The sequence below is a fragment of the Sphingomonas gellani genome (assembly GCF_900110035.1).
GTDB lineage: Bacteria > Pseudomonadota > Alphaproteobacteria > Sphingomonadales > Sphingomonadaceae > Sphingomonas > Sphingomonas gellani.
Genome location: NZ_FOCF01000007.1, coordinates 135,642 through 150,185, shown reverse-complemented (window position 1 = coordinate 150,185; position 14,544 = coordinate 135,642). Strand labels below are relative to the sequence as shown.

Here is a 14,544-nt window from a genome sequence, read left to right as displayed (position 1 = left end):
GTTCCGCCGACCCCGGAGCCGCTTGGTGGCGAGCCACTGGGTCCTGAACGGCATTCAGAACAACCGGTGCCGGTCGGCCGCATAAACCGCGCGGCATGCCGGCCGCCGATCGCTAGACCCGGTCGAGCAGGCCGTCCGCAAGCGCCCTCGCGAACAGGTCGGCCGCGGGCAGCGACCATGTCGTGCGGGCATGTGACAATTGCTGTTTGCCGGTGGCGGTGACCTCACCGTTCTTCATGTCCACCGAGGTCAGGACATGGCTGCCAAAGGCGCGGGCCCGCACATGGCCGCGTCGGTCGAGCAGCAGGTTGCACGGCAGCGAGAAGCCCTTGCCGCCGGCCGGGGTGGCAAGCGCATCCGCGATGCTGGCGCCTTTCGGCTCGATCCAGCTGGGCAGCGCGGCGGCGTTCAGGCCATCCAGCTTCGCGCGGGCGGCGCGCACGTCCAGTGCGCTCCCCTGCAGCACCGCGATGACCTCGAACCCCGTGCCCTGGTGACGCGCCCGGAGCGCCGCCAGGTCGTGCATCTCCGCCAGGCAGGGACCGCACCAATCCGCCCAGATCGAAACCAGCGTCGCCGGGTTGCGCAGGTTGGTCAGACGGCCCTCACCAGCCACGGACAACAGGGTCGTGGCGGGCGTGGCCAGCCCGGCGGGAACCCGCTTGAAGCTGGCTGCCAGCGGATTGGACGCGAGCGCCGTTCCGGCAAAGATCGAGCGTTCGGCCATCGCGCTCCACGCCGTACCGCTGCCCAAGGCGAGCGTGGTCATGATGCCACCGGCGAGCACCTCGCGCCGCTTCAGGAAATCCGTTGCCATCGCTCACCTCTCATCATCCTTAGCTCACCTGCGCCACAAATGTCGTGTGAGTCAACATGATGTAACGCATGCACTCGCTTGGCGTACGCAGATGGCGAGAGTAGTGTGGAGGAACGATGCAGCCGAACGCCAACGAACTCGAAATCCTGAAGCTGTTCTGGGAGCATGACCGGCTCAGCGCGCGCGAGCTCCATGACCGGCTCGGCGGCCTTAACGACTGGTCGATCTCGACCACGCGCACGATGCTGGAACGTATGCGCGGCAAGGATCTGCTGACGCGCGACACGGTGCACGGTGTTGCCGTCTATGCGGCGACACACGGCAAGGTCCAGGTGCTCGGCAGTGTGATCCGCCGACTGACACGCGGAGTGCTGGAGGTTCGCGGCGACCTGCCCGTCAACGCCTTTGCCGGAAGTTCGCTGTTGAGCGAGGCGGAGTTGGCCGAGATCGTCGACCTGATAAATCGGTCGGATGATCCGCAGTGACGGTCCTCGGCGTGCTGGTGGCGCTGATCGCCGCGTCGCTGGCAGGCGCAGCGGGGTGTCTGTGCGCGGCGGTCGCGGACAGATGGGCGTCGGCGCACGCGCGCTACACGTCATGGGTGCTGGCCTGTTGGTGTGGGCCGGTGGCGGCCGTGCTGACAATCTGGTTCGCGATCGCCCTCCCGCGCCGGATCGAGGGTACGGGCACGCTGGTCGCGGCGGGGTTGACCCGCGTGGCGGGACCTGACCGCATCGCCTGGCTGGTGGCGGTGCTGCTCCTGGTCGTGGTCACCGGTGCGGTGCTGCGCTTGATCGGTCTGGCGCGCGCAACGGCGCATGTGCTCGCGATGATCCGGGCCACCGGGCCGATGCGGGGCACGATCGCGATCCCTCAGCGTGTGCCGGTCCGCATCAGCAGCGACGCGCCGACACCGATGCTGGCGGGCTGGTTGCGGCCGGTGGTGCTGGTGCCGGAGGGATTGATCGCGCAGTTGGACGCGGTGCAGCTTCAGCTGATCTGCGAGCATGAATTCACGCACGCGCGACGGCGCGACAACCTGCAATTGTGGTTGGAGGCGTGCGCCGGCGCGCTGTTCTGGTGGTGTCCCGCCGCGCGGTGGGCGCGCAGGCGGCTGGCGCTGGCGCGCGAGGAGAGCTGCGACGCGGCCGTCCTCCGGGATGCGGACGCTGCGACGCGCCGGACCTACGCCATGACCCTGCTCCACGTCCTGGGGCATCCCGTACCGCTGGCAGCCGGCTATTCGCAGGCCCGCCCGTTCGACATCGCCCACCGGGTAAGGGGCGTGCTTGCGCCGTCGGCGGCGTCGCATCCGGTCGCGGAGTGGCTGTCACGCCTCGGCATGCTGCTGACGATCGTGCCGTTCGCCATCTCGGCGGGTGTTGTCGCCGCGCGCATGGAGACGGCGCTGGCGACCGCGCGGCCGTTCACGACGCATTTCGCTAGGGTGCATGATCACCGCGCCGGACTCCCGATCTACCGGATACGCTACAGCCGCCCGAGCGACATGGCTGACACCCTGATCGGCCGCTTGCCCGACACGCAGGTGGCACCAGCGCGTTTCCACCATCAGCGTGATGGCAGTTGGCGCGTCACGATTGATTGACGGGCGGTGGTGCCTCGCCAAGTCCTGTGGATCATCCGAAGGGCGAGTTGACGAAGCCGGCGGGGCGGCATGTAAGGGATGACCGGGCGACCCTGCGCTGTTCGCCTGTCGGAGTATGACGATGCCGCAAGACCGCTACCTGGAAGATATCGTGCCAGGCGAAACCTCCACGGGTGCGCCGATCGCGATCACGCGGGAGGCGGTCGTCGCATTCGCGACCGAGTTCGACCCGCAACCGATGCATATCGATAACGCCGCCGCGAGCGAGGGTCGTTTCGGCGGCCTGATCGCCAGTGGCTGGCATGTGGCGTCACTGGTGATGCGCGACTTCGTCCTGTCGGCGCCGTTCGGGGGCACCCCATTGCTGGGTATTCGCATGGACAATCTGTGCTGGTTGCTGCCGGTGCGACCCGGCGACATCCTGATCGCGACGCGAGAGGTGCTGGAGGTCGTACGGTCGAGCAAGAACCCGGCCTATGGCCGCATCCGCATGTCGACCACGGTCGTAAACCAAACGGGCGCGGTGGCGATGACGATGGAAACCCTGATCCAGATACCCGTTCGCGGCGACTGACATCGGCCAAGGCGGCGGCGGCCATGGGTCGTTGCGGCGAAGCGGCAGCGGGTTATGAAGCGCGCATGGTTCGAAAGGCGCTTTCCCGTCGCGCGCTGCGCTGGCTTCCCCTGGCCTGCATGGGCGCGGCGACCGTGCAGGGCGGCGCGGTGCACGCTCAGGCGGCGGCGTTCGATCTCGTCGGCCCGTCGATCCGGGTGTCGGTCAGCCATGACGGCGTGACCCTGCCGCTGTCGCAGGTGCCGAACCTGTCGGCGGGCGACCGGCTGCGGATCACCGCCGACCTGCCCGCCAAGCAGGGCGCGCGATACCGCATGGTGCTGGCCTTTCTGCGCGGAGCGACCAACCCGCCGCCCAAGGACTGGCTGTTCGATGTCGAGACGTGGAAGGCGAAAAAGGCGACGATCGACGCGGTCGTGCCGGATGGGGCGGGGCAGGCGGTGCTGCTGTTGGTGCCGGACACGGGCGGTGCGGTGGATGCGGTCAGTTCCGCCATACGCGGGCGACCCGGCGCGTTCGTGCGTGCGTCGCAGGAACTCAACCAGGCGATGCTCGACCGCGCCCGGCTGGAGACGTTTGTGGATCACGTCCGGACGCGCGATGCGGCCGAGTTGAACGACGTGTCGCCACAACTCGCGCGCAGTCTGGCGGTGAAGCTCGACACCGACTGCCTGCTGCGTCAGACCGATGCGCGCGCCGCCTGCCTGACACAGGGCAGCAACGCGGCCGTCCTGGCCGATGGCCAGACCAGCTCGATCGCGCAGACGCTGGCGGGAACGCCGGCGGACATCGCGCTTCAGCTCAGCGCCACGCCGCAGGCGGGGTTCGGCTATTACAGCCCGTATATCGGCGTGGTGCGCGACGTGGCGCGGCTGCTCGGTGCCTTCCAGTCGGCGCAGTTGCAGTTCATCCCCGCTTTGGGCGTGCCGCGTGGCGAGCTGACCGGGCTGCTGCTGAACGCCGTCCCGTCCTTCCGAAAGCCGCAATCGGTGCTGGTCGCGGCGTTGCCCAGCGTCGCCGCCGCCACCACGCCGCCGCTGTCCGTCAAAGCGGACGACACTCTATGCGCGACGGAGCCCCGGCTGGTGCTGCCCGTGACTGGCGCGCCTCTGGTGTTCGCCACCGACTACGCGCGGCAGATGGCGTTGCGGGTCCGCGGCGCGAACGGCGTGTCGCGTGACGTGCCTGCAACCGCGGACCCTGTGCTGGGCGGATATGTCGTCGATGGTACGCAAGTTCTGGCGGCCACAGCACCGGCCGGGGCCCCGGTCCAGGGTACGCTGCATGGGTTGTGGGGGTTCCAGCCCTTTGACGGACCCACCTTCCGCCTGGTTGCGCCTTCGCAAAGCTGGAAAGCGGCCGGCGACGCCTCGCTGGTGGTGGGGCGCGACACGCCGCTGGTTCTGGACGGCGGCGCGGCGGCGTGCGTGTCCCGGATCGAGGCGGAGCGTGACGGACAGGCGGTGCCGGCCACCTGGACGCGACAGGGGGCGGAGCGGATCGCGGTCAAGGTGCCGCTGACTGACGCGAAGCCGGGGCCGATCGCTATCCTGGTGCACAGCCAGGGCACGCAGGGTCCGCAGCGCGTCGCGCTCCACGCCTATGCGGAGGTCGCGCGCATCGACGGGTTCAGCCTGCATGCCGGCGACCGCGAGGGGGTGCTGACCGGCACGCGGTTGGATCAGGTCGCCAGCCTGAGCCTGGCCGGTACGACGTTCCGACCGGGCGCACTCGACCGGGTCGCGTCGGGCGATCGGCTGGAGATGATTGCGGGCGAGACGGGGGCGCTGGATGTGAAGGCCGGCCAGTCGGCACAGGCGCGAGTGGCTCTGGTGGACGGGCGCAGCCTGTCGGCAAAGGTGATGGTGTCCACGCCACGTCCGGCCGCGACGCTGGTCGGCCAGTCGGTGCAGCAGGCGGCGCCGGGCAAAGTGCGCCTGGAGGTTCAGGGCACCGGGCTGATGCCGCAGGACGCAAGGCTGACCTTCTCGCTCAAGGCGGAGGGGGCGATCCGCTTCTCCGTTGGCGACACGGTGGAGGTAGAGGCGGGCGCGACGGGCCGGACGGCGAGCCTGCCGATCCGCTTGCAGGACGCCGGGATCGCCTTTGCCGAACTGGTGCCCAGCCAAGCGCTGGGCAGCGGCGCGATGGGGCCGCTGCGTTTCCGCGTCGTGCAGAACGGCGTGGCCGGTCCGTGGCGACCCCTGATCGCCGTGGTGCGGTTGCCGACGTTGGACACGGTACGCTGCGACACGTCGGTCAACACCTGCCAGCTCACCGGGCGCGACCTGTTCCTGATCAGCGCGGTCGGTGGCGGGGCCGACACGGCGGGCGCCACCGCCGTCCCCGATGGGTTCACGGGTGCGACCATCGACGTTCCCCGGCCCACGACCGGCCGCCTGACCCTGTGGCTGCGAGATGTGGCCGGGGCGAAGGCGGAGGTGCGCGTCGACGGCTGAAGCTGAGGTCGGCCAAGGCCGGACGTTTGCGGTATCGTGGCGTGGCCCGGCCGGGCACGTTCGCGCCCTCGTCCGATTTTGAGGACAGCCCTGTCTCAGTTACCGACCTAGACTCCCTGCCTGTCGACAAATCGGTCGCCAGGTAGGATTCGCCTGGCTCGAACCAGGCCGGATCACTACCGGCTTCGACGGCGCATAGATGATCCAAGTGCCTGATAAATACCGCCCCGGCCGATCAAGCGTGGCGAGAACTGGACCGACTGATCCAGATCAAGCCTCCGCCCGGAACGAGTTTGCACGATGATCCATGTGCGTTACACCCTCGCCACCCTCCTCTCAACGATCGCGCTACCAGCGACCGCGCAGCAGGCCACCATGCTCCGCGACCAGCAGACCAGCGGGGTGGGGTCAGTCCAGTTCATGGCATAGCCCTGGTGCTCGCGGTTCGTCGACACTTCGATGAAGGAAGGGCGCGATTACCGGAACACCATCACCTACGAAACGGCGGCCGTTACGAACAACGTCCAGCTGACGTGGCGCTGGCCCAAACAGCCATCCCACAAGTGTGGGGTGCTGGGCTACAACCACATCGCCTGGGGCAATTACGACAATGGCAGCACCGCGACGTCGGTGGTCCCGCGTCAGGTCAAGTCGATCGGCGAACTCACCTTCGCGTACGGCATCGATTATGCGGCCGATCCGTCCGAGTTCAACGGGCTGATGGAATTCTATCTCACCAGCGCCGCCAACCGCGCCGACCTGAAGAAGATCGAGATCGGGTTCTTCTGGCAGGCACCCGGCGTGACGCAGACTTGGGCGAAGACCACGCGCCAGCTTGGCGTGTTCACCGATCGCTATGGCAAGCGGTGGAACGTCTCAAGGGAGGTGGGCACGTCGAACGGCGGTTACGTCACCTTTGTGCCGTTCGGCGGGTATCAGGGCTATGGCACGATCGACGCGAAGGGCGCGGTCAACTGGCTGCGCGGCGGGGGCAACGTGAACGGTGACTGGTGGTTCAACGGCGCCGCGCGGGGCGTGGAGCCGATCAAGGGGTTCGGCATCGCCATCGTCCGGTGGTTCGGCGCCACTTACCGCTAGGTTTCAGCGGCGGGGGCGCTCTCGCTTAACGGTGTGCTGAGCGGCCGCACGCGCGCTACCTATCGGTTGGTGAAGGTCGCACCCTGTCGAGGCGACCTTCCGCCAACGCGGTTCAGCGGGGCGGCGTGGAGGTGCCGCTGGTGGTCGTCGTGCTGCCCGTGCCGAGTGTCGAACCCGGCTGTCCGATCGTCTGGTCGGTCGGCTGCACGGTGTCCGGCGTGGTCGTCGTGGTCGCACCTGACCCGACCTGACCCGTGCCGATGGTGCCCGACTTCGTGGCGTCGCTGGTGCGGGACGATCCGGCCTTTTTGCCGGCACGGTGCTGCGTATGCTTCGTCGAATGCGCGGCTTGGCTGCCGCCCGTTGACGTGGTCGATTGCTGGGCGATCGCAGCCGCCGGAAGCAGCAGGGCACCCGCGAGGATGAGTGATCCGGTCCGCATGTCTCGATCTCCTGCGCTGTTCGCGTTGGACAGGGAAACGAGCGGACGCCTCCGAAGTTGCGCAAGCGGGTTTGGGCAGCGTGGCGGCAGGCACGTGGTTCAGGCGAGTGCGGCCCGTACTGGCGCGGTGCTGCCGCGGACCACCAGTTCGTGGCGAAGCGTCAGCTGGCGAACCGGCGGCTCCACACCGTGCAACAGCGAGACGAGCAACTCGACCGCGCGCTGTCCGATCAGGCCCTTTGGCTGCGCGATGGTCGTCAGCGCGGGGTGGAAGAAGCGCGCGAGCGGCAGGTCGTCGAACCCGATCACCGACACATGGTCGGGGCAGGACAGCCCCGCCTTCTCGATTGCCCGCATCGCGCCGATCGCCATCTCGTCGTTGAAGCAGAACACGGCCGTCACGCCCTGGTCGAGCAGCGCGCGCATCTGGTCGAAGGCGGAGCCTGCCGAATAGTCGCCGGTGCGGACCAGCAGGCCGTTCGGCAATCCGTGACACACGGCCGCGGCGGTTGCGCCGGCCAGTCGGTCGCGGCTGATCGGACTGACTTGCGGGCCGGTGATGACGCCGATCGCGCGGTGGCCCAGCGCGACCAGATGATCGATCGCGTCGCGGCCCGCCGCCGCATTGTCGATATGGACGCTGGGTACGCCGATGTCGGGGCTGTACTCGCAACCGTTCACGACCGGGGCCAGCTCACCCCGGCGTGTGAGCAGCGGCGCCAGGCTGGCGGGCAATCGGTGACCAAGGAAGATCAGGCCGTCCACTTCGCGCCGTGACAGCATCTCGGCATATTGGTCCTCGACCTCCGGGTTCAGCCGGGTGTCGCCCAGCACCAACGCATAGCCGGCGTCGCGCGCCGCCTCCTCCGCGCCGCGGATCACGCTGGCGAAGAACGGGTTCGAGATGTCGGGAACCGTCAACAAGATCTTGGCCGCCCGATGCGTGCGCAGGCTGCGCGCCGCGACATTGGGGCGATAGCCGAGCGTCTGGACCACCTCCAGCACCCGTTCGCGCGTGCCCACGGCGACGCGATCGGGCTGGCTCAGCACGCGCGAAACGGTCGCGGTGGAGACGCCGGCCTGCGCGGCGACCTGGATGATCGTGGCCATCTCCCCTTCATGTCGCCTGTGTGAGGATGTGTCGATAGGCGCGAATGTAATCCTTTACATGCGCGTTTCCGGTCCATAGTCTTCGGACAGGAAGAGCAGGCGAAACTGCTGGGAGGATGCGCGGATGGTCGCTGCCGAGGGTGTGTTACCGGGAACCGAGCGATCGGCTTCGTCGATGCTGACGACACGCCTGAGTGCATTGATGTTCATGCAATTCTTCGTTTGGGGCGCGTGGAACGTGACCCTGGGCCTGGTGATGCAGACGGTCGGGATCGGTAACCTGATCGCCAACGCCTTTTCCGTCGGGCCCATCGCCTCCATCGTCGGATCGTTCCTGCTCGGCATGGCGGCCGCGCGCTATCTCAGCCCCAAGATGCTGATGGTGATCCTGCACCTGGTCGGCGGCGCGATCCTGTTCGCGCTGCCCGCGCTGGTGGCGCCGGGGCATGGCGACAGCTTCGTCTGGCTGCTGCTCGGCTACATGATCCTGTACATGCCGACCGTCGGCCTCGCCAACACGATCGCGCTGAAGAGTTTCGGCGAGCGGGTGGACCGGTTTCCCTTCGTCCGTGCGTTCGGAACGCTGGGCTGGATCGCGGCGGGGCTGATCATCGGCTGGGCCGGCTTGTCGGCCAGCCCCCAGATCTTCGTGGTGGCGGGCGTGGTGTCGGTCGCGCTCGGCTTCTACAGCTTCACGCTACCCAACGTCGAACCCGATGCGCCGCAGAGCGAAGGGCTGGTGCGACAGGTGCTGTGCGTCGACGCGTTCGGATTGATGCGGCAGCGGTCGTTCCTGATCTTCATCGTCTGCGCGACGCTGATCTCCATCCCGCTGGCGATGTATTACGCCTATGCCTCCGCCTATATTGGCAGTGCCGGGATCGAGAATGTCGGTGGCACGATGGCAATCGGGCAGATGTCCGAACTCGCCTTCATGTTCTCCATGCCTTGGCTGTACCGTCGCTTCGGTGTGAAGCCGTTGCTGCTGGTCGGCATGGTGGCGTGGGCGCTGCGTTACATGCTGTTCGCGATCGGGGACGGCGGCGGCTCGATTTGGGCGATCTATCTGGGCGTGGCGCTGCACGGCGTTTGCTACGACTTCTTCTTCGTCGCGGGCGCGATCTACACCGGCACGATCGCTACGCCGAAGGGGGTTAACGCGCAGGCGCAGGGTATGCTGACGCTGTTCACCTATGGCGTGGGCATGTTGCTGGGCGCGCAGATCGGCGGCATCCTGTATGCGCAGTTGCCGGCCACGCCGAGCGTCGCCGACTGGCACCACCTGTGGTGGTATCCCGCGATCGCAGCGGCGCTGATCGCGATCCTGTTCCAGCTGACCTTTCGCGGCAATCGCCCTGAGGAGGCGCGGGCATGACCGGGATGAAGGGGCCGGCGATCTTCCTGGCGCAGTTCCTGGGCGATGCGGCGCCGTTCGACACGCTGGACCATCTGGCCGAATGGGCGTCGGGCCTCGGCTATGTCGGGGTGCAGATCCCGTGCGATCCGCGCCTGATCGACCTGAAGGCGGCGGCGGAGAGCAAGGATTATTGCGACGACCTGCGCGGCCGACTCGCCCGGTTCGGCGTGGAGCCGACGGAGCTGTCGACGCATATCCAGGGTCAGCTGGTCGCGGTGCATCCGGCCTATGACGCGCTGTTCGACGGGTTCGCGCCGGCAGAGCTGCACGGCAAGCCCGCCGCGCGGCAGGCATGGGCGGTGGAGCAGGTCAAGCTGGCGGCCAGGGCTAGCGCCAATCTGGGCCTGTCGGCGCATGCGACCTTTTGCGGGGCGCTGGCCTGGCCCTATGTCTATCCCTGGCCGCAGCGGCCGGCGGGGCTGGTCGAGGAAGCGTTCGCGGAGTTGGCGCGGCGCTGGACGCCCATCCTCGACGTGTTCGAGGACGCCGGTGTCGATTGCGCGTTCGAGGTTCATGCCGGCGAGGACGTGCATGACGGCGCCAGCTGGGAACGGTTTCTGGACGCGGTCGACCATCATCCGCGCGCGCGCCTGCTGTTCGACCCGTCGCATTTCGTGCTCCAGCAGCTCGACTATCTCGACTTCATCGATCGCTATCACGAGCGGATCGCGTGCTTCCACGTCAAGGATGCGGAGTTCAATCCGACGGGGCGGTCGGGCGTCTATGGCGGGTATGAGAGCTGGGTGAACCGCGCCGGCCGGTTCCGGTCGACGGGCGACGGACAGGTCGATTTCGGCGGCGTGTTCAGCAAGCTGGCCCAATATGGCTATCGCGGCTGGGCCGTGATCGAATGGGAATGCGCGCTGAAGCGGGCCGAGGATGGCGCGCGCGAAGGGGCGCCGTTCATCCGCGACCACATCATCCGCCTGACCGAGCGGCCTTTCGACGACTTCGCGGCCAGCGGCGTCGACCAAGCCGCGATCCGGTCGCTGCTCGGTCTGGACAAGGGCGCGGCGTGATGGTGCAGCCACTCCGGCTCGGCATGGTGGGCGGCGGCGAGGGCGCGTTCATCGGTGCGATCCATCGCATGGCGGCGGCGCTGGACGGCGCGTGGCGGCTGACTGCGGGGGCGTTCAGCACCGATGCGGGCCGCAATGCGCGCACCGGCGAACAACTCGGGCTGGACCCGGCCCGCACCTATGCCTCTCTGGATGCGATGCTGGCGGGCGAGCGCGCGCTGCCGGCCGACAAGCGCATCGACGCGCTGGCGATCGTGACGCCCAACCACCTCCACGCGCCGATGGCGATCGCGGCGCTGGAAGCGGGATTCCACGTCTTTTGCGAAAAGCCGATGGCGATGAGCGTGGCAGAGGCGAAGGCGATCGCCGCCGCGGCCGAGGCGAGCGGGCGGCTGTTCGCGCTGGCCTTCACCTATAGCGGTTACGCGATGGTGGAGGAGGCGCGCGCCCGCATCGCGCGCGGCGAGCTGGGTACGATCCGGCTGGTGCAGGTCGAGTATCTCCAGGGCTGGCTCAGCCGGCCGATCGACAGCGACGGCAACAAGCAGGCCGAATGGCGGACCGACCCGGCGCGTGCCGGGCTGGGCGGGTGCCTGGGCGATATCGGCACGCACGCCTTTCACTTGGCGGAGCATGTCTCCGGACTGCGCGCGCGATCGGTGTCCGCCGATCTGGCGATCCACGTTCCCGGACGGCGGCTGGACGACGATGTCGGCGCGTTGATCCGCTTCGACGGCGATGCGCGCGGCACGCTGAAGGCGAGCCAGGTGGCCGCGGGCGAGGAGAACGGCCTGAAGCTGCGCATCCATGGCGAACTGGGCGGGCTGGAATGGGCGCAGATGGAGCCCAACACGCTGACGCTGCGCTGGCTGGACCGCCCGATCGAGGTGCTGCGTGCGGGCGGACCTGGCCTGAGCGAGGGTGCCACCCGGATGCTGCGCACGCCGGCCGGGCATCCGGAGGGCTATGTGGAGGCGTTCGCCAACCTGTATCGTGGCTTCGCGGCGGCGATTCGTGGCGAGGCGGGCGCCGGCTTTCCCGGTGTCGCGGACGGCCTGCGCACCATGCAATTCGTCGAGGCGGTCGTTGCCAACGCGGCGGCGGACCACAAATGGACCAGTATCGATCCTGGAGAGAGTGTATGAAGCGTACCATCAGCCTTGTGGCGGCAACGGCGGCCTTGCTGGCCGCGGCGCCCGCCATTGCGCAGACCGCGCCGCCGCCGGCCTTTGCCGCGTGCAAGGCGTGCCACACCGTCGACAAGGGCGGGCGCAACGGGGTCGGCCCGAACCTGAACGGTGTGGTCGGTCGCCCGGCGGCATCACTGCCCGGCTTCAACTATTCGCCCGCGCTGAAGGCGTCGAAGCTGCGCTGGGACGAGGCGACGCTGAACGAGTTCCTGGCCAGCCCGTCCAAGAAGGTGCCGGGCACGCGCATGCCGTTCGGCATGGCCGACCCGGTCAAACGTGCCGCGATCATCGCCTTTCTGAAGGCACAGGGCGGCAAGTGAGGACGCTGGGCGCATGACCTTCTCGCGCCGCACCGTTCTGGCCGTTGGCGCGGCCGCGCCCATTGCGGCGAGCGCGGGCCTTGCGCGGCGCGAAGGGTCCAACGCGGCGCGCTTCTCCCTCGGCTTCGCGCCGCACCAGGGCAGCTTCGCCAGCCGTGGCGGGCTCTTGGAACAGATCGCCTTTGCCGCCGATCAGGGCTTCACCGCGTGGGAAGACAACGAGGCGCGCGGTCGGCCGGTGGCGGAGCAGGAAAGCATGGCGCGCGCCCTGCAACAGCGCGGCATGACCATGGGCGTGTTCGTCGCCAGCATGCCGAACTGGGGCCAGTCGCGGCCGGTGTTCGGGACCGTCGACGGGGCGGAGCGCGAGGCGTTCCTGGCGGACATGCGCAGCGCCGTCGATGTCGCGAAGCGGCTGCACGCGACGCGCATGACGGTGGTCACGGGCTTCCTCGATCCCCGGGTGCCGGTCGACATCCAGACCGCGCGCGTGATCGACCTGATGCGCAGCGCCGGCGACATCGTCGCGCCTCATGGCATCGCGGTGGTGATGGAGCCGCTGAACACGCGCACCAACCATCCGGGCGTGTACATGCAGAGCATCGCGCAGGGCTATGCCGTCGCGCGCGGCGTGAACAGTCCGGGCGTGAAGATCCTGGCCGACCTGTATCACGAGCAAATCCAGTCCGGGAACCTGATCCCCACGCTGGACACGTGCTGGAACGAGATCGGCTACATCCAGTTCGGCGACAATCCCGGCCGCAACGAGCCGGGGACCGGCGAGATCAACTATCGCAGCATCGTGCAGTGGTTGCGCCAGCGCCGCTATGCCGGGGTGATCGGCATGGAGCACGGCAATTCCGTCAAGGGCCGCGCGGGCGAGGATCGGCTGATCGCCGCCTATCGCGCGATCGACATCGCATGAGCGGGGTCGGTGCACGCGTGGGGAGGGCGCCGCGCCGGTCGCCTGCACCGTTTCCGAGAGAATATCGTGGTTCGCCCGCGTCCCATCGCTGCATCCGGGCGGACATCGCCCGGTGCCACGATCGCGCGGGTGTGGAGGGAGAATGGCATTGATCGATCGTAGAACCGCGCTTGCCGGCGTGGTCGCCCTGTTCGGCACCGGCGTGTTCGCGCCGATCGCGCGGGCGGCGGGCGCGGCCCAGGCGTCCAAGATCCCGGTCATCAGCGAGGGGCCGCCCAGCGTGGCGGTATTCACGCCGGCCCAGCGCGCGCTGATGACGGCGCTGAGCGACCGGGTCATTCCCACCACCGACACTCCCGGCGCGATCGCCGCCGGCGTACCGGCCTTTTTGGAAAAGCTGCTGGCCGACTGGGGGTCGCCGGACGACCGGGTGCCGATCCTCGACGGCCTGGCCGCGATCGAGGCGCGCAGCCTGAAGGACTACCGGGTGTCCGCCGCGCAGGCGACGCCGGCGCAGCAGGACGCGCTTCTGACGCTCGCCATGAACGATCAGCTGCCCAAGGGCGCCACCTTCTTCGAGGCGTTTCGTCAGCTTGTGATCACCGGATACTACACGTCCGAGATCGGCATCACGCAGGAGCGCGAGTATCTGCCGGTGCCCGGCGAATACAACGGCGCCTTTCCCTATTCCAAGGTCAACAAGGTCTACAGCGCATGATGAACCGTCGAACCCTGCTTGGCGGCGCTGGCGCCGTCGCGGCCCTGGCCCTGTCGGGTCGGGTCATTCCGACCGCCGCGGCCGCACGGTTGAAGGCGATCGGCCTGCAACTCTACACCGTGCGCGACATCTTCCAGAAGGACCCGGTCGGGACGCTCGAACAGGTGGCGCGGATCGGATACCGGGAGGTCGAGTTCGGCGGCGGCGGTTACGACACGATGGATCCCGCCATGCTGCGCGGGGCGCTGGATCGGCTGGGCCTGCGCGCGCCCTCCGTCCATATCGGATATGACGCGCTGCTCGGCCAGTTCGACCGGTCGGTCGCCATGGCCAAGACGCTGGGCGCGGATACGGTGGTGCTGCCCTACATGACCGACGAGCATCGCACACCCGAAGCATGGGCGGCGGCGTTGCCCAATTTCAACCGCTTCGCCACCGACCTGAAAAAGGCGGGCTTGGGCTTCGCATACCACAATCACGATTTCGAGTTCGTCGGCACGGGTGCGAACACCCTGTACGAGCGGTTCCTGAAGGAAACCGATCCCGCGCTGGTGAAGGTCGAACTGGACCTGTACTGGGCCGTCCATGCGGGGCAGGACCCGGCGGCGCTGATCGACCGGCTGGGGCGCCGCATCTACGCGTTCCACGTCAAGGACATGCGCGCGGACCGCAGCATGGCCGCCGTCGGACAGGGGACGATCGATTTTGCCGCGCTGTTCCGGCAAAAGGGCGCGGCGGGCGTGCGGCATTTCTATGTCGAGAACGATCAAGCGCCGGCACCGTACCTGCCGGACATCACCACCAGCTTCAACACGCTGCGCGCGCTGCGTTTCTGACCGCGCGGAGGAG

At 68.2% G+C, this 14,544-nt stretch carries 17 protein-coding genes; 13 read left to right on the top strand and 4 right to left on the bottom strand.

Going from position 1 to position 14,544, the window contains the following annotated elements:
• Positions 1-112: 112 nt before the first annotated feature.
• Positions 113-817 carry a TlpA family protein disulfide reductase gene (locus tag BMX37_RS14035; RefSeq protein WP_093666377.1) on the bottom strand — a complete coding sequence of 235 codons (705 nt, stop codon included), beginning with the start codon at positions 815-817 and terminating at the stop codon, positions 113-115.
• Between the two features lie 116 nt (positions 818-933).
• Here BMX37_RS14035 and BMX37_RS14030 point away from each other — a divergent pair, with 116 nt between their 5' ends.
• The 6 genes from BMX37_RS14030 (at position 934) to BMX37_RS14010 (ending at position 6,554) form a co-directional block, all read left to right on the top strand.
• Positions 934-1,302, top strand: coding sequence for a BlaI/MecI/CopY family transcriptional regulator (locus BMX37_RS14030; RefSeq protein WP_093666376.1), 369 nt, complete (start codon positions 934-936; stop codon positions 1,300-1,302).
• Positions 1,299-2,423, top strand: a complete 1,125-nt coding sequence (locus tag BMX37_RS14025; RefSeq protein ID WP_093666375.1) for a M56 family metallopeptidase — start codon at positions 1,299-1,301, stop codon at positions 2,421-2,423. Before BMX37_RS14030 ends, BMX37_RS14025 begins: the two co-directional genes overlap by 4 nt.
• A 121-nt stretch (positions 2,424-2,544) precedes the next feature.
• The gene (locus tag BMX37_RS14020; protein ID WP_212611450.1) at positions 2,545-2,997 is read left to right on the top strand and encodes a MaoC/PaaZ C-terminal domain-containing protein; all 453 of its coding nucleotides are present in this window, start codon (positions 2,545-2,547) and stop codon (positions 2,995-2,997) included.
• Between the two features lie 65 nt (positions 2,998-3,062).
• The gene (locus tag BMX37_RS14015) at positions 3,063-5,456 is read left to right on the top strand and encodes a hypothetical protein (RefSeq protein ID WP_093666444.1); all 2,394 of its coding nucleotides are present in this window, start codon (positions 3,063-3,065) and stop codon (positions 5,454-5,456) included.
• Positions 5,457-5,756: 300 nt separating this feature from the next.
• On the top strand, positions 5,757-5,885 hold the full coding sequence (locus BMX37_RS19330) for a hypothetical protein (protein ID WP_280139257.1): 129 nt from the start codon (positions 5,757-5,759) through the stop codon (positions 5,883-5,885).
• Positions 5,886-5,915: 30 nt separating this feature from the next.
• Positions 5,916-6,554, top strand: coding sequence for a hypothetical protein (locus tag BMX37_RS14010; RefSeq protein ID WP_093666373.1), 639 nt, complete (start codon positions 5,916-5,918; stop codon positions 6,552-6,554).
• A gap of 112 nt (positions 6,555-6,666) precedes the next feature.
• On the opposite strand, the gene BMX37_RS14005 is transcribed toward BMX37_RS14010, so the two are convergent.
• From BMX37_RS14005 to BMX37_RS19200, 3 genes are all read right to left on the bottom strand, one after another.
• Entirely contained in the window at positions 6,667-6,996 is a 330-nt protein-coding gene (locus BMX37_RS14005; protein WP_093666372.1) for a hypothetical protein, read from the bottom strand.
• A 99-nt stretch (positions 6,997-7,095) separates the two neighbouring features.
• Positions 7,096-8,106: a LacI family DNA-binding transcriptional regulator gene (locus tag BMX37_RS14000; RefSeq protein WP_093666371.1), complete on the bottom strand. Its 1,011-nt coding sequence runs from the start codon at positions 8,104-8,106 to the stop codon at positions 7,096-7,098.
• 54 nt (positions 8,107-8,160) lie between these two features.
• Positions 8,161-8,316 carry a hypothetical protein gene (locus BMX37_RS19200; protein ID WP_244501600.1) on the bottom strand — a complete coding sequence of 52 codons (156 nt, stop codon included), beginning with the start codon at positions 8,314-8,316 and terminating at the stop codon, positions 8,161-8,163.
• Here BMX37_RS19200 and BMX37_RS13995 point away from each other — a divergent pair.
• The 7 genes from BMX37_RS13995 (at position 8,315) to BMX37_RS13965 (ending at position 14,531) form a co-directional block, all read left to right on the top strand.
• On the top strand, positions 8,315-9,481 hold the full coding sequence (locus BMX37_RS13995) for an MFS transporter (protein ID WP_244501599.1): 1,167 nt from the start codon (positions 8,315-8,317) through the stop codon (positions 9,479-9,481). The genes BMX37_RS19200 and BMX37_RS13995 overlap by 2 nt on opposite strands.
• Positions 9,478-10,542: a sugar phosphate isomerase/epimerase family protein gene (locus BMX37_RS13990; protein WP_093666369.1), complete on the top strand. Its 1,065-nt coding sequence runs from the start codon at positions 9,478-9,480 to the stop codon at positions 10,540-10,542. The genes BMX37_RS13995 and BMX37_RS13990 overlap by 4 nt, the downstream gene beginning before the upstream one ends.
• The gene (locus BMX37_RS13985; RefSeq protein ID WP_425288464.1) at positions 10,542-11,687 is read left to right on the top strand and encodes a Gfo/Idh/MocA family protein; all 1,146 of its coding nucleotides are present in this window, start codon (positions 10,542-10,544) and stop codon (positions 11,685-11,687) included. The genes BMX37_RS13990 and BMX37_RS13985 overlap by 1 nt, the downstream gene beginning before the upstream one ends.
• Positions 11,684-12,052, top strand: a complete 369-nt coding sequence (locus BMX37_RS13980; protein WP_093666368.1) for a c-type cytochrome — start codon at positions 11,684-11,686, stop codon at positions 12,050-12,052. Before BMX37_RS13985 ends, BMX37_RS13980 begins: the two co-directional genes overlap by 4 nt.
• Before the next feature lie 13 nt (positions 12,053-12,065).
• Positions 12,066-12,977 (top strand): hydroxypyruvate isomerase family protein, encoded by a 912-nt coding sequence (locus tag BMX37_RS13975; protein ID WP_093666367.1) that lies wholly within the window; start codon positions 12,066-12,068, stop codon positions 12,975-12,977.
• A 148-nt stretch (positions 12,978-13,125) separates the two neighbouring features.
• Positions 13,126-13,695 carry a gluconate 2-dehydrogenase subunit 3 family protein gene (locus BMX37_RS13970; protein ID WP_093666442.1) on the top strand — a complete coding sequence of 190 codons (570 nt, stop codon included), beginning with the start codon at positions 13,126-13,128 and terminating at the stop codon, positions 13,693-13,695.
• Positions 13,692-14,531 (top strand): sugar phosphate isomerase/epimerase family protein, encoded by an 840-nt coding sequence (locus tag BMX37_RS13965; protein WP_093666366.1) that lies wholly within the window; start codon positions 13,692-13,694, stop codon positions 14,529-14,531. Before BMX37_RS13970 ends, BMX37_RS13965 begins: the two co-directional genes overlap by 4 nt.
• Positions 14,532-14,544 lie beyond the last annotated feature (13 nt).

Excerpts from the sequence above, each read along its gene's own strand:
- BMX37_RS14030 (WP_093666376.1), top strand. The coding sequence starts at position 934 with ATGCAGCCGAACGCCAACGAACTCGAAATCCTGAAGCTGTTCTGGGAG.
- BMX37_RS13965 (WP_093666366.1), top strand. The coding sequence starts at position 13,692 with ATGATGAACCGTCGAACCCTGCTTGGCGGCGCTGGCGCCGTCGCGGCC.
- BMX37_RS13985 (WP_425288464.1), top strand. The coding sequence starts at position 10,542 with ATGGTGCAGCCACTCCGGCTCGGCATGGTGGGCGGCGGCGAGGGCGCG.
- BMX37_RS14000 (WP_093666371.1), bottom strand. The coding sequence starts at position 8,106 with ATGGCCACGATCATCCAGGTCGCCGCGCAGGCCGGCGTCTCCACCGCG.
- BMX37_RS14005 (WP_093666372.1), bottom strand. The coding sequence starts at position 6,996 with ATGCGGACCGGATCACTCATCCTCGCGGGTGCCCTGCTGCTTCCGGCG.
- BMX37_RS14020 (WP_212611450.1), top strand. The coding sequence starts at position 2,545 with ATGCCGCAAGACCGCTACCTGGAAGATATCGTGCCAGGCGAAACCTCC.
- BMX37_RS13980 (WP_093666368.1), top strand. The coding sequence starts at position 11,684 with ATGAAGCGTACCATCAGCCTTGTGGCGGCAACGGCGGCCTTGCTGGCC.
- BMX37_RS14015 (WP_093666444.1), top strand. The coding sequence starts at position 3,063 with ATGGTTCGAAAGGCGCTTTCCCGTCGCGCGCTGCGCTGGCTTCCCCTG.
- BMX37_RS14010 (WP_093666373.1), top strand. The coding sequence starts at position 5,916 with ATGAAGGAAGGGCGCGATTACCGGAACACCATCACCTACGAAACGGCG.
- BMX37_RS19200 (WP_244501600.1), bottom strand. The coding sequence starts at position 8,316 with ATGAACATCAATGCACTCAGGCGTGTCGTCAGCATCGACGAAGCCGAT.
- BMX37_RS13975 (WP_093666367.1), top strand. The coding sequence starts at position 12,066 with ATGACCTTCTCGCGCCGCACCGTTCTGGCCGTTGGCGCGGCCGCGCCC.
- BMX37_RS14035 (WP_093666377.1), bottom strand. The coding sequence starts at position 817 with ATGGCAACGGATTTCCTGAAGCGGCGCGAGGTGCTCGCCGGTGGCATC.
- BMX37_RS13995 (WP_244501599.1), top strand. The coding sequence starts at position 8,315 with ATGCAATTCTTCGTTTGGGGCGCGTGGAACGTGACCCTGGGCCTGGTG.
- BMX37_RS13990 (WP_093666369.1), top strand. The coding sequence starts at position 9,478 with ATGACCGGGATGAAGGGGCCGGCGATCTTCCTGGCGCAGTTCCTGGGC.
- BMX37_RS19330 (WP_280139257.1), top strand. The coding sequence starts at position 5,757 with ATGATCCATGTGCGTTACACCCTCGCCACCCTCCTCTCAACGATCGCG.